Origin of the sequence: Paramesorhizobium leguminum, assembly GCF_003217235.1 — a bacterium.
Classification (GTDB): domain Bacteria; phylum Pseudomonadota; class Alphaproteobacteria; order Rhizobiales; family Rhizobiaceae; genus Paramesorhizobium; species Paramesorhizobium leguminum.
In genome coordinates this window covers 55,445-69,095 of record NZ_QJTF01000010.1, presented here as the reverse complement: position 1 = coordinate 69,095, position 13,651 = coordinate 55,445, and the positions used below count along the sequence as shown (strand labels likewise).

The following is a 13,651-nucleotide window of genomic DNA, read 5'->3' as shown; positions in this document are numbered from 1 at the left end:
TCAGCTTGTCTTCCCGCCGCGTTTCTTCGGCGTTTTCAAAGGAACCGCGGCGTCCCAAAAACTCTCCCAAGGGTCGTCGCGCAGCGCGGCCAGCCGGGTGGGCATGTTGAGAACCGTGAAGTACGCCGGGCCGATATCCGGGCTCAACTCTTCCCAGCCAAGCGGGGCGGAAACGGCGGCGCCAGGGCGCGCACGGGTGGAATAAGGCGCGATTGCCGTGGCTCCTCGCTGGTTGCGCAAATAATCGATCAGGATCTTTCCCCGCCGCTTGGACTTGGTGATGGTCGAGACGTAACGCTTGGGACTATCGGCGGCCATGGCGTCGGCGATTGATTTGGTGAAAGCCTTCACTGCGGTCCAGTTTGCCTTCGGCTCAAGCGGCGCCACCACGTGCAATCCCTTGCCGCCCGATGTCTTCAGGAATGGGTGAAGCCCCGCCGCGTCCAGGCGCTCCCGCACCTCCAATGCGGCATCGATCACCGCATTCCACGCCACCCCCTCCCCCGGATCGAGGTCCATGATAATCATGTCCGGGCGTTCCCAGTCCTTGACCGTCGATCCCCAGGGATGGATTTCCAACGCCGCGCCCTGCACCAGCCCGATAAGCCCGTCGAGGCTGTCGATGCTGATCAGCGACTCGCCCGATTTATCCTTGGGGTCTTTCACCAGCACGATGTTGCGGTCGAGGCCCTTCCAGGCGTGTTTCTGGAAAAATGAATTCCCGTCGATCCCTTCGGGACAGCGCACGAGCGCCAGCGCGCGACCGGCGACGAACGGCTCGATATGCGACCACACTTGCGTGTAGTAGTCGGCAAGGCCCTGCTTCGTGACCCCCTCGCCCGGCCAGTAAATGCGGTCGGGATGAGTAAGCCGAACTTTTGTTTCCCCCGCCCTTAAGCTCCCTTCGGTCGCTGGCGGGGGTCTCACTCCAGATGTTTCGCGCACGACGCTCTCCGCAGGTTTGTCTTCCCGTAATCCCCGAAACGACGCATGCCGGATATTGCCTCCAGCCGTCCAGCTGCGGAATTCGACCTCGGCGACATCCACCGGCCTGACATAGCGGACTCCCCGCGCCTCTTCCGCCGTCAACCGCTCGGCAAAGGGACTTGAGGGTTCGCGTATTCGCTCCAGCCGCCGGTAGAGGTCTTCGGCAAGCGTGGCGGTGAACCCTGTTCCCACCCGCCCGACATGCTTGAGCTTCCCATCCTCGTAATAGCCCAAAACCAGCGAGCCTATCGCCTTGCGCGACGTCGAGGAGGGAACATAGCCGCCAATCACAAATTCCTGGCGAAGTATGCATTTGGCCTTGATCCAGTCCCGGCTCCGTCCCGAGCGGTACGGCGCATCGCGCCGTTTGGAGACGATACCCTCCAGCCCCAGCCGGCAGGCGGACTGGAGCACCACACCGCCCTCCGCCTCGAAATCGGAACTGTAGCGGATCTTTCCGGCTACCGTCCCGACGATTTCCTCAAGCATTTTCTTGCGCTTCGTGAGCGGGAGCGCACGCAGATCATAGCCGTCGAGATAGAGAAGGTCGAAGGCGTAGAAGGCGAAACGATCCGTCCGCCGCGCGCTCAAATCCGCCTGCAGCGCGGAAAAATCCGAAGCGCCGGCCTCCGTCTCGACCACGAGTTCGCCATCGATCAGCGCCGTGCCAACAGGCAGATCGCGCAGCGCCTCGATGATTTCAGGCCCAAACTTTTTCGTCCAGTCGAGGCCGCTGCGAGTCAGGAGTTTGACCCGTCCCGCTTCGATCCGCGCTTCCAGCCGGTATCCATCGAACTTGATCTCATGAAGCCACCCAGCGCCGGAGGGCGGCTTGGTCTCGAGCGTCGCCAAGGCCGGCTCGATGAAGTCAGGCAACGAGGCCTTCTTCGCACCTTTGATTTTGGAGGGATCGGGAAGTTCCTCCTCCGGCTCGTCCCGCTCGATTTTCCCCGTCTTCGAAGACCAGCCCGGCGCCTCGCCGGACACCTCTTCTACGACACGGCCCGTCTTCACCGATTCCGGGCGCTCCTTTAGAATATCGGGCGCGTCTTCCGGCCGCGCCGCCTCATCCTCGCCTTTGATCAGCAGCCAGTTGTTGCGCTTCTCGCCCGGCCTGTGCGCCATGCGAATGAGATGCCAGCGCCCCGACAGCTTCTCGCCGTGCAATTCGAATTCGAGATGGCCTTTGGCGAGCCCTTTCTCCGGGTCGCCGATGGGCGTCCAGGTGCCGCGATCCCAGACGATGACTGTTCCGCCGCCATATTCGCCCTTGGGGATGGTGCCTTCGAAATCGCCATATTCGAGCGGATGGTCCTCCACTTCGACGGCAAGGCGCTTTTCGCCGGGGACGAGGCTCGGGCCCCGCGTGACCGCCCAGCTTTTCAAGATCCCGTCCAGTTCCAGCCGCAGATCGTAATGCAGGCGGCGCGCGGCGTGTTTCTGGATGACATAGGCATTGCCGGCTGCGCGCGCCTTGTGGCCCTTGGGCTCCGGCGTTACTTCGAAGTTTCGCTTCGTCCGGTATGTGGCAAGACCCGCCATGGATCAGCCCGCCTTGCGCTTGGCCGCAGCGGGCTGCTTTGCGGCTTTCGCGGCGCGGCCCCCCTTCTTTCCCTTCACGCCGGCGCTTTCGCGCAGGGCCTGCATGAGATCGACCACCTTGGCCGTGGGCCGCGCCTTGGGTGCCTCGATCGGCCTGCCCTCGATCTTGGCCTTCACCAGTTCACCGAGCGCGGCCTCGTAGCGGTCTTCGTATTCAGCGGGATCGAACGTGCCCATCTTGGTGCCGATGATGTGCCTGGCGAGATCGAGCATCTCGCCCTTGATCTTCATATCAGGCACCTCGTCGAAGGCTTCGCTCGCCGAGCGCACTTCGTAATCGAAATTGAGCGTGGTAGCGATCAGGCCCACGCCTTCCGGGCGGATCAGAAGCATGCGGACACGGCGGAAAAGCACGGCTTCCGCCAGCGCCGCGACATTCTGCTCTCGCATTCCTTCGCGAATGAGTACAAAAGCCTCGCCGGCGCGGGGATCGGCGGGCGCGAGGTAATAGGGCTTGTCGAAATAAAGGTCGTCGATTTCGTTGCAGGGAATGAAGTCGGATACGGTGAGCGTCTTGTTGCTTTCCGGAATGGCGGCTGCCACCTCTTCGGGCTCCAGCATCAGATATTCATCCTTGCCGATCTCGTAACCCTTGACCTGCTCGTCCCGCTCTACCGGCTTGCCGGTCTCGCTGTCGATATAATGCCGCTTGAGCCTGTGGTGCGTCTCGCGATTGAGCATGTGCAGGCTGATGCGCTCCGATTTCGACGCTGCCGTATAAAGCGCCACCGGACACACCAGCTCCCCTATCTTGAGATAGCCCTTCCAGTTCGCCCTTGGCATCGGTTGCATCTATTTCTCCGCCCAAGCTTTACGGTCGTCTTTTCCGATAATGCGCCGCGCCCTTGCTTTGTTCCGTCGCACAGAGTGAAACGATCTATAAGCAAGATCGACCGCAATAATAGTAAAGTAATATGGTAAATTTACTTGGCATGAAAAAGTTTATTTAAACAAGTTGCATCGGAAAGTTCCGATCGTTAAAGTTCTAACGATTGCTTTCAGGTCGCTGGCTTACAGGATTGCGTTCGCGCAAGAAAAGGGGGGAAGGCATATGGCAGAACTGAAGAAATCGAGGCGGAAGCGGGGATGGCTTTCTGCAAGGATTTACGGGAGATCGCGGCGCAGGAAACTCCAATCGTTCCGCTCGCGAAGTGCGCGGATGAGAAGGCGCAAACGCTCCTGCCGCGTTGTGCTCATCGGGCCGGTTCCGGCAACCATCTACCGCAGCCCTCCAATTTTGAACCTTAACGAACTTGCGAGAATTCCGGCCCTCGCCCATCTGGAATGAAGTAAAGTCTCCAATAAACTTCCGGATTACAAAGTCATAATACGGCGGAGAATGCCGACTATCATCGTGTTATAAAGTATCCGCCGTATTAGAGAAATTTCAACTTTATGTCGCGTATTCTACGCACGGCATCGGTCGGAAGTTGAAAGGAACTCGCATGGCGCAAGGCACCTTCCCCAAATGCATCCAGTATATTTTTGCCGAGGAGGGCGGCTTTTCAGATAACCCCGCCGATCCCGGGGGCGCCACCAATATGGGCATCACGCAAGCGACGCTTGCGGCTTGGCAAGGACAGGCGGTCACGCTTGAAGATGTCGAGGACCTGAGCAGGCAAACGGCGACGGCGATCTATCAAGAGGAATATTGGGACAAGATCGATGGGGATAACCTTCCCGCGGGGCTCGATTACGCAGTGTTCGATTTCGCCGTCAATTCCGGGCCGCCGCGGGCGGCAATGACCCTGCAGGAAATCGTCGGCGTCGCCGCTGATGGTCTGATCGGCATACAAACGATTCAGGCCGTGGATAGCCAGAGCACTGAATATCTCATCAATACGCTTTGCGACAGGCGGCTGGCGTGGCTGCAAACGCTATCGACTTTCAACACTTTCGGAAACGGCTGGACAGGCCGGGTGGAACGGGTCCGCACCCGGGCGCTGGCGCTTGCCGGCGGCAGCAGCGCGGGGCCTGCCATTGTCCCGGGAGAACCGGCGCCTGGGAAGGCCTGGCAGAACAGCACCTCCCTAGCCTCGATCGTTGCCAAACCGGAAGTATTGGGCTCGGTTGGCGCCGTCGCCTCGGGCATCGCCGCGATAACCACGGGCCAATATTCATTTGTAGGCGCGATGATCCTTTCCGCCGCGGTCGGCATCTGGCATTTCGTCCAGCGCGTCCGTAGCGAACCCTGAGCCCTCCTTTCCCAAAAAAGGCCGGTCCAAAAAAAGGCCGGACTAAAAAGTCCGGCCAAGACTGAAGGTTTTTGACCTCCAGAGGGGAACAGTCGACGTGAAGAGTGGGAGGAGCGACCCGTCGACTGCCTAAATTAAAAGATGATTCGGGAATTTATTCAAGCTCAAATTTGTATATTTCCCACCATGCGTTAAAATATCTAAGTAAAAATAGAATTATTACTTTCTGCGCGGATAATCATAATGTCCAAATTTGCTTCCTTTTTTAAATATATAGGAATTTTGTCAAAAAACTTGCTTGACTCTCTGTTCTCTTATTCAGAAGCCCTGTTTTCAGGCGCATTGCCGAACGCCACGCCCTTCGCCTCAACGCCGAAACCGGCGAGAAGCGCGACAAGAATTGCGACCGCCGCCACGAATATGGCGAGCGCGAAGGCATAATCATTATCGTAGCGCTCCGCGAGGCCAGCCTGCATGGTCGCGTTGGCGGCGGCGATCAGATTGCCCAATTGATAGGCGAGGCCCGGAAACGTGCTGCGCAGCTCTTCCGGCGAGAGCTCGTTCAGATGAGCGGGAATAGCGCCCCAGGCGCCCTGCACGGCAAACTGCATCAGAAAGGCACCGGTCGCCAGCAGAAGGGGCGTAGCCGAATAAACCCACAGCGGAATGAGAGGAAGCGCCAGCAGCGCGGCTATGACGATGGCGCGCCGCCGTCCAATCTTTTCGGAGAAGATGCCGAAGGTAATGCCGCCCAGGATCGCGCCGATATTATAGACGATGGCGATTATCCCGACGGTATCCGTCGAGAGCCGCCTCTGCACTTCGAGGAATGTCGGGTAGAGATCCTCCGTGCCGTGACTGAAGAAATTGAAAGCCGTCATCAACAGCACGGCATAGATGAACAACAATGCATGTTGCCTAAGGATCGTCCATATGCGGCTCAATTCGAGCTTATGCTGCCGGCGCGCCAGGAAGACGGGCGATTCCTCAACATTGGAGCGGATATACAACACAAGCAGCGCGGGCAGCGCGCCCAGCATGAACATGCCGCGCCAGCCGATCACCGGGAAAAGCAGGAAGAAAACCAGCGAGGCGATGAGATAGCCTGCAGGGTAACCCGCCTGCAGGATGCCCGAGATGAGGCCTCGCATTTTCGGCGGGATGCTTTCCATGGTGAGCGCGGCGCCCACGCCCCATTCGCCGCCCATCGCGATACCGAAAAGGGCGCGCAGAACGATCAGCACGGCCAGGGTGGGTGCGAAGCCAGACGCAAATTCCAGCACCGCGTAGGCAAGGATATTGGCCATCAGGGTCGGACGCCGGCCGAATCTTTCCGCCACATAGCCGAAAATGAGGGCGCCGATCGGGCGCATGGCGAGCGTCAGCGTGATTGCGATGGTAACGCTTGTGATATCCGTCCCGAACTCCTGGGCGACATATTTCAGGACAAATATCAGAATGAAGAAATCGAAGGCATCGAGCGTCCAGCCGAGGAAGCTGGCGATCACGACATTGCGTTGGCGCCGGGTCAACGATTTCAGGTCGGATATTGCCGACATGGCCTGACTTCCTCCTTAAAGGGACGGTCGCCCGCAAAGGGAGCCGCTACAGGGATATGTCAGGTTGAAATAGGGCAGCGAAACGAACCGTCATCCCGGCTTCACGCCAAGGTTACCGCGGAGTTCAACGTCTTTCCACAGGCGTGCATCTATACGCGCGCCGGCACAACGTCTAATTTGGTTCTCGCCATCGGGGGGTTAGCACCCGACGGCAGAATGTCCACGGCGGCATTCATAAATACCGCCGTTTCGATTTGTAAGATGTATGTGTTAAGACGCGTATGTCTTGCGTTATGAACATTGTGAGGAAACCATGCCTAGCGGCGATGGCAGTAGTCTGCCTGATATTCTTGGAATTCTGTTAGTTCTTGTTCTTGTGGCTGCGAACGGGTTTTTCGTGGCAGCCGAATTTTCCCTTGTCGCCGTGCGCCGGAGCCGTGTCGCGGAACTCGTCACGGCCAAACGGATGAATGCGGGCGCCCTTCAGCGCGCCCTTGACAGCCTCGACGCCAACCTTGCCGCGACCCAGCTCGGCATCACCATCTCGTCCCTGGCTCTCGGCTGGGTCGGCGAACCGGCGCTTGCCCATCTGGTCGGGCCGCTGATGCATATGCTTTTGCCCGATACGCTTGCGGTTGCCAGTTCGCACGCCATCGCTGTCGCCATCTCGTTCATCATCATCACCGCGCTGCATATCGTGCTCGGCGAGCTTGCTCCGAAGAGTCTCGCGCTTCAGCGCAGCGAGGAAACCGCCCTCTGGGTGGTGCGTCCGTTGCAATGGTTCCTCTTCCTGCTACGTCCGGCCATCGTCTCGCTCAACGGCCTCGGCAATCTCGTGCTCAAGCTTTGCGGCCTGCAGCCGGGGACCAGCGAGGGCTCGCTTCATTCTCCCGAAGAGCTGAAGCTTTTGATCGCGGCCAGCCAGGAGGCGGGCCTTCTGCACCAGGCGCAGAAGGAAGTGGTCGAACGGGTCTTCAATATCGGCGACCGGCGGATCAGCGATATCATGACCCCGCGCATGGAAGTGGACTGGATCGACGCCGACGACAGCCAGGAAGAAATTCTGCGCGCCATCCGTGAATGCCGCCACGAGCAGCTTCTGGTGGGCCGCGGCGACATCAACGAGCCGCTCGGTATGATTTTGAAGAAGGATCTGCTCGACCTGGTCCTGGATGGCAAGCCGCTGGACCCGATGGCGGTGATGCGCGAGCCGGTGATCGTGCACGAAGCCATGCCGGTGTTCCGGGTGCTCGAGCAGTTCAAGCGCGCCCCGGTTCGCCTCGCCATCGTCATCGATGAATATGGCAGCCTCGAAGGCATCGTTACCCAGACTGACCTTCTCGAAGCCATTGCCGGCGATCTGCCGGATGTGGACGGCGAGGAGCCGGATGTGGTGGAACGCGAGGATGGCTCGCTTCTGGTCGAAGGCATGATGCCTGCCTATGACGCTTTCCAGCGGCTTGGCATGTTGCCCCCCGAAGATGGCGATTACCATACCGTGGCTGGGTTCGCGCTCTTCCAGCTTGGCCACCTGCCCGAGGCAGGCGAGTATTTCGAATATGGAGGATGGCGCTTCGAGATCGTCGACATGGATGGCCGGCGGATCGACAAGCTTCTGATCTCGCGTGTCTCCCCTCCGTCGCCTACCGGAGCGTAGTGTTTATTTTAGCCGCATGATCTTAGCCGGAAGTCTACAATTTTTCGGGATCATGCGGTTGGCAGATTTATAGCAAGTCACGGGCAAATTGCCCGTGACTTCGGATAATAGCGCGAACACAATGGAGTGAATTCCGCGCATCTGTGCTTTTATGGTACAGATTAAGGCCATAAAATCCTGTTTTGCGCCTAATTCTTTCCAAAATTTAATTTGTATTTATGTGGGCTTAAAGGCTGTATTGCGCGCGCATCTCTCGCGATGCGCCAGTTGAACTGTCGATAGCAGACTGAGAGTTGGGTGTTTTGCAAGTTCTGTCGCGTCTCGAAACAAGGCCTTGGGCCTCGGATCCTTATTTTATAACGATAAGAATCCAAGCCCTGGGGATCATCAGGAATAGTGCTGGCACGGCGGTTCTGGGCAGGTCCTCGATCTGATGTCGCCTGATTTTTTCCATCTTGTCGCGGAATATCACCGCTGGCTGGAAGGTGTCGCCATCGTCGTGGCGTGCATCCTCCTTCTGTCCGGTATCGACGATCTATTCGTCGACGCCTGTTACTGGGCACGGCAAATCAGGCAGAAGCTGGCCACCAAGCGCCGCCACAGGCCGCTCAAGCCCAGCCAATTGCGCGACCGGCCGGAACAGCCCATCGCCATCATGATTCCGACCTGGCTCGAAGATGATGTCATCGCGCCTATGCTGGAAAACATGGTGAAGGCGCTCGATTACCAGGCCTATACGATTTTTATCGGCACCTATCGTAACGACAAGGCGACAATCGCCGAGGTCGAGCGTCTGAGAGAACGCTACGAACGGATCGAACGGGTCGAGGTGCCGCATGACGGTCCGACCTGCAAGGCCGACTGCATGAACTGGATCGTACGGGCGATTTTTGCTCACGAGGCAACGCACGGCATCCACTTTGCCGGCGTCGTCCTCCACGGCTGCGAGGATATCCTGCATCCTCTGGAATTGCAGTTTCTCAATTATCTCCTGCCGCGCAAGGATGTGATTCAGTTGCCGGTGGCCTCGCTGGAACGGGATTGGCATGAGCTGGTGGCGGGCGTCTATATGGACGAGTTCGCGGAATGGCAGGGCAAGGAACTGCTCGTGCGCGAAGACCTGACCAGGATGGTACCCCTGCCGGGAACCGGCACCTGCTTTTCCCGTCGCGCGCTCACCACACTTTCCACCGAGACGGACCACCGGCCGTTCAATACCGAGACGCTCGCAGCGGATTACGACATCGGCCTGCGCCTTGCCGACCGCGGCATGCGTCCCGTCCTTGCCAGACTTCCTGTCGAATACAATATCAGGCGCGTCTCCTGGTTCGGCTATGGCGAAGAGAAGAAGACGTCCGCAACCATGCCGCTTTGCGTGCAGAGATATTTTCCGAACAATTTCCGCGCCTCGTACCGGCAGAAGGCGCAATGGTCTCTTGGCGTCTGCCTCCAGGGCTGGGCCTCGTATGGCTGGCACGGCTCGCTCGCCGAGCGCTATTTTCTTCTGCGTGATCGAAAGATCATCGTGACCATCTTTCTGGCCATCCTCGCCTATTTGATCGCCATCCAGTTTGCCGTGTTCGATTTCGCCGGTGCGGGCGCGTTTGTGACCGACAATGAATTGCCGGCGTTCGTCTCGAAAAAATGGATCGAAGTTCTTCTTGGGCTGAATGTGATCGTGTTTGCCTCACGCCTCGTCCAGCGCGCCTATTTTACCGGGCGCACATTCGGCTGGCAGCACGGCCTTTTATCGCTACCGCGCACCACCGTCGGCCATTTCGTAAAGGTGTCGGCGACGGCGCGGGCCTGGAGGCTCTTCCTGTCCCATCTCGTTTTCGGTACCCGGCTCGTCTGGGACCGGACGCGCTTCGATGTTCCTTCTACCGGCAAATTATCGACCGAGCGCGTTAAGCTGGGCGAACTCCTCCTGTCGTGGCGGGCCGTGGATGAAGAGCAGGTCAAGGCCGCGCTCGAAAAGCAAAGCGCCCGGCATATCCCGTTTGGCCGCATCCTGGTGCAGGAAGGCTGGCTGGCGGAAGAGGTGCTGGCAGAAGCGATCGCCTTCCAGTCGGATCTCGAGCTTACATCGGTGAGCGAAGCCGAGGTACTGGCGGCAAAAGCCCTTTTCCCGGTTGAGCTCAGCGTTCGCTGGCGCGTTCTGGCGCTGCCCGATGACGAGGATGGCAAAGTGCGCCTTGCCACGGCGATGCCTTTGCCTCAAGTGGCTGAAACGCAAATTCGTGAAGCGCTTGGCTATATGCCGCCTCTATACATCGCCCGGGACCGGGATATCACGGCTGGCCTGCGCATTCTCACCCAGATCGATGTCTCCACGCAGAAATCTCCCCTCGGCGCCCATATTCCCTTGCTAGGCGATCTCATCATCGAACAGGGATTTATCTCCAGGCAGGCATTCGACAAGGCGATGATGAAATACTCGCCTGAAAGAGATGGCCTGATAGGCAGCTATCTGGTGGCGAAGAAGATCATCAATCAGGAAATGCTCCAGTGTACCCTGGACGAACAGAGACGGCTGGCCGCGCAAACGGAATCCTCCGGCCTGACCGAATCTTCGAGCCTCTCCGAAGCGCCAAATCTTGAAGAGGGTCTATGAAGAACCGCCTTCGGTTTTGAAGCAGCGCATTGGAATCGAGGCTACGGAACCCCCGCGCACTGATCACTGAAAGTTTATTTTACCTGCCCAATCTGGACATAAACGGGTTGTAGCCTCCCTTATGCAACCACAAGGAGGTGCGTCATGCATAAGCTTCTCATTGCAACCATGGTCTCACTGTTCGCCCTGAACGGCGCGGCTTTCGCCGCCACCAATAGTCTCGGCGGCGTGCAGGTGAAGGCCGATACCATCAGGACCGACAAGAACAACAAGTTGCACGCAGCCGGGCACGTCGTCATCACCGAAGGCAACACGACGATCAAGATGAAACGGGCGATCGTCTCGAAGAATGGTGAGAAGACAATCATCCGGACCCCAGGCGACCATGCCCTGAAAAAGCAAAGCTGATCGTCACCCAAGATCATTATTTCGGATGCGGCGGGGCCTCGCTCCAGCCGCATCCGCTACGTTTATTACCCGATAATCCATATTTTGTTGCGTTCTCGCCACGGTCCCGATGAAAGAAGGCGCAAGGGCTTGGCAAAGTCCTGCCGTTTGCTTATCAAAACCTTTCCTGTTTTCCTGACCTTGAAAGGGAGGCGACGAATGCCAGCATTCTATTCTTCTCGAGCAAAGGCAGCGGCTTGAAGTTCCCGCACCGCTAGGTCATTACCGGCCACTCGCGCCGGTTCAAGACGGCTGCCGCCCGGGCCCCTCCCTATGGGACGCGTCAAGGCTTCTCGTATACCGTCGAGAACGGTTTCTCCGTTGCGGCGTTATTTCAACAATCCTTATTTTTCGGGACCGGATGCAGCCGCATCCGGCTGATGTCATGACTTCTTTCCGCAATGCCCTCACGGGCAACGCTTTTCGTCGCGTGTTCAGATTTTTAGGCGCCCACTGGCGGCGTCAACCCGCAAGGCTTGCCCTCATCATCGGCTCCATACTCATGGCAACCGTGGCTGATGTGCTGACCCCGCTTTACTCCGGCCATCTGGTCAATGCCGTGGCGCGTGGCGCGGCGACCGACGAAGTCGCCTGGAACGCGGCAATCACGGCGTTTCTGGTGCTGCTCGGTCTTTCGGGCGGAGCTACGATCCTGCGGCATGTCACCTTCACCGGCATCATCGACCTGACGCTCAAGATGATGTCGGAGATCGCCGCCGACTCATTTCATCGCGTGCAACGCTTCTCGACCGATTGGCACGCCAACAGCTTCGCTGGCTCGACCGTGCGCAAGATAACGCGTGGCATATGGGCGCTCGACCTTTTGAACGATACCGTCCTGGTGGCGCTCCTGCCCTCCGCCGTCATGCTGATCGGCACCACGCTGTTGCTTGGCTGGTACTGGCCGATGATGGGCCTTATCATCGGAATCGGCTCGGTCGCCTACATCGCGCTGACGGTCACGCTCTCGCTCAAATTCGTCGCTCCGGCGGCGAGCCTTGCCAATGCCTGGGATACGCGGCTGGGCGGCGCATTGGCCGATGCCATTTCGTGCAATGCCGTGGTGAAAGCCTTCGGCGCGGAAGCGCGTGAAGATACACGCCTTGCCAAGGTCGTGGAGAAATGGCGCAACCGCACCCGCCGCACCTGGATCCGCGGCACATTCAACGGGACGACGCAGGGCGTGACCTTGCTCGTCTTGCGCGCTGCAATCGTCGGCTTCGCGATTCTCCTATGGACCGCCGGCCGGGCGAACGCCGGCGATATCGCGTTCGTGCTGACTGCCTTCTTCGTGCTGCAGGGCTATCTGCGCGATGTCGGGATGCATGTGCGCAATCTGCAGCGTTCAGTCAACGAGATGGAGGAGCTGGTGGATATCCACGCCGAGCCCCTCGGCATCGAAGACCGCCCGGACGCGCTTCCTATCGCCATCGAGGAAGGGCGGATCGAGTTCGAAAACGTCACCTTCCTTTACGGTGGGCATTCAGTTCCGCTCTACCGGAATTTCTCGCTGTCGATCCCGGCGGGCCAGCGCGTCGGCCTGGTCGGGCATTCGGGATCGGGCAAGACGACCTTCGTCAAGCTGATCCAACGGCTGCATGATTTGACGGAGGGCCGTATCCTGATCGACGGGCAGGATATCAGCAAAGTCACACAGGCATCGCTACGGGCGCAGCTCGCCATCGTGCAGCAGGAGCCGATCCTGTTCCATCGTTCGCTGGCGGAGAACATCGCCTATGCGAGGCCGGGCGCGTCTACGCGCGATATCGAACGCGCCGCGACGCTTGCCAGCGCGCATGATTTCATCATGAGCCTGCCCAAGGGCTATGCGACGCTGGTGGGTGAGCGCGGCGTGAAGCTTTCCGGCGGCGAGCGCCAGCGCATCGCCATTGCCCGCGCCTTCCTGGCCGACGCGCCGATCCTCATCTTCGACGAGGCAACATCGAGCCTCGACTCGGAATCGGAGGTGCTGATCCAGCAGGCGATGGAGCGGCTGATGGTCGGGCGCACGACGCTGGTCATCGCGCACAGGCTCTCCACCGTGCGCTCACTCGACCGGCTGCTCGTTTTTGACTGCGGCCGGGTAATCGAAGAGGGCGACCATGCCGCGCTTATCCGGCGCGAAAACGGTGTCTACCGCCGCCTCTTCGAACGCCAGGCTCTGGAACTGACCAAGGGCTTCGTATAATAATCCGGGAAGGGCTCGCTGGCCCTTCCCCTCTTCACCTATATGGAGAGTGAGCGCACGGAGTTGATCAGCGGCGGCAGCGGATATCGCTGACAATAATCACCGGGTGTTCCGCCTCGGCCTGGACGATGCGGACCGCGCCCGTGCAGCGCCTGCGGGCGGGCGACGGGACCGGGGCGGAGAGCATGACCAGCGGATTTTTCACGGACAGCACCATTGGCTTGTCCATCCATGGCGGCCGGGCAGCCGCTATCGTCAGCGGCAACAGGAAGCCAAGCAAAAACAGACGGAAAGTCACGGCAACGCCTCAATCTTGGAATTATTTTCAGTATCGATAGTATAATTCGTATCTGTATCTCGCCTTAAAAACGATACTTAACAAAATCAATAGTACTTCGTCGT

The 13,651-nt window shown here is 58.9% G+C and carries 9 protein-coding genes; 5 read left to right on the top strand and 4 right to left on the bottom strand.

The annotated features are described in order from the left end of the window. On the bottom strand, positions 1–2,529 hold the full coding sequence (gene ligD / locus C7477_RS10080) for a DNA ligase D (protein ID WP_110751671.1): 2,529 nt from the start codon (positions 2,527–2,529) through the stop codon (positions 1–3). 3 nt (positions 2,530–2,532) lie between these two features. Beyond that, the gene (gene ku / locus C7477_RS10075) at positions 2,533–3,381 is read right to left on the bottom strand and encodes a non-homologous end joining protein Ku (RefSeq protein WP_245411798.1); all 849 of its coding nucleotides are present in this window, start codon (positions 3,379–3,381) and stop codon (positions 2,533–2,535) included. Positions 3,382–4,034: 653 nt separating this feature from the next. Here ku and C7477_RS10070 point away from each other — a divergent pair. Continuing rightward, the gene (locus C7477_RS10070; protein ID WP_110751669.1) at positions 4,035–4,784 is read left to right on the top strand and encodes a glycoside hydrolase family 108 protein; all 750 of its coding nucleotides are present in this window, start codon (positions 4,035–4,037) and stop codon (positions 4,782–4,784) included. Between the two features lie 314 nt (positions 4,785–5,098). On the opposite strand, the gene C7477_RS10065 is transcribed toward C7477_RS10070, so the two are convergent. Further along, positions 5,099–6,343, bottom strand: a complete 1,245-nt coding sequence (locus tag C7477_RS10065; RefSeq protein WP_110751667.1) for an MFS transporter — start codon at positions 6,341–6,343, stop codon at positions 5,099–5,101. Positions 6,344–6,656: 313 nt separating this feature from the next. Between C7477_RS10065 and C7477_RS10060 the strand changes: the two genes are divergently transcribed. The 4 genes from C7477_RS10060 (at position 6,657) to C7477_RS10045 (ending at position 13,249) form a co-directional block, all read left to right on the top strand. Continuing rightward, entirely contained in the window at positions 6,657–8,000 is a 1,344-nt protein-coding gene (locus C7477_RS10060; protein ID WP_110751665.1) for a hemolysin family protein, read from the top strand. Between the two features lie 433 nt (positions 8,001–8,433). Further along, positions 8,434–10,614 carry a glycosyl transferase family protein gene (locus C7477_RS10055; protein ID WP_110751663.1) on the top strand — a complete coding sequence of 727 codons (2,181 nt, stop codon included), beginning with the start codon at positions 8,434–8,436 and terminating at the stop codon, positions 10,612–10,614. A gap of 144 nt (positions 10,615–10,758) precedes the next feature. Next, a complete protein-coding gene (locus tag C7477_RS10050; protein WP_110751661.1) occupies positions 10,759–11,022 on the top strand; it encodes an LptA/OstA family protein in 264 nt (87 codons plus the stop codon). A gap of 424 nt (positions 11,023–11,446) precedes the next feature. Beyond that, positions 11,447–13,249 (top strand): ABC transporter ATP-binding protein, encoded by a 1,803-nt coding sequence (locus C7477_RS10045; protein ID WP_110751787.1) that lies wholly within the window; start codon positions 11,447–11,449, stop codon positions 13,247–13,249. Between the two features lie 67 nt (positions 13,250–13,316). On the opposite strand, the gene C7477_RS10040 is transcribed toward C7477_RS10045, so the two are convergent. Continuing rightward, positions 13,317–13,547: a hypothetical protein gene (locus tag C7477_RS10040; RefSeq protein ID WP_110751659.1), complete on the bottom strand. Its 231-nt coding sequence runs from the start codon at positions 13,545–13,547 to the stop codon at positions 13,317–13,319. Positions 13,548–13,651 lie beyond the last annotated feature (104 nt).

What these genes read in the sequence shown, in the direction of transcription:
- ku (WP_245411798.1), bottom strand. Translation starts at nt 3,381, where the DNA reads ATGCAACCGATGCCAAGGGCGAACTGGAAGGGCTATCTCAAGATAGGG.
- C7477_RS10050 (WP_110751661.1), top strand. Translation starts at nt 10,759, where the DNA reads ATGCATAAGCTTCTCATTGCAACCATGGTCTCACTGTTCGCCCTGAAC.
- C7477_RS10070 (WP_110751669.1), top strand. Translation starts at nt 4,035, where the DNA reads ATGGCGCAAGGCACCTTCCCCAAATGCATCCAGTATATTTTTGCCGAG.
- C7477_RS10045 (WP_110751787.1), top strand. Translation starts at nt 11,447, where the DNA reads ATGACTTCTTTCCGCAATGCCCTCACGGGCAACGCTTTTCGTCGCGTG.
- ligD (WP_110751671.1), bottom strand. Translation starts at nt 2,529, where the DNA reads ATGGCGGGTCTTGCCACATACCGGACGAAGCGAAACTTCGAAGTAACG.
- C7477_RS10055 (WP_110751663.1), top strand. Translation starts at nt 8,434, where the DNA reads ATGTCGCCTGATTTTTTCCATCTTGTCGCGGAATATCACCGCTGGCTG.
- C7477_RS10060 (WP_110751665.1), top strand. Translation starts at nt 6,657, where the DNA reads ATGCCTAGCGGCGATGGCAGTAGTCTGCCTGATATTCTTGGAATTCTG.
- C7477_RS10065 (WP_110751667.1), bottom strand. Translation starts at nt 6,343, where the DNA reads ATGTCGGCAATATCCGACCTGAAATCGTTGACCCGGCGCCAACGCAAT.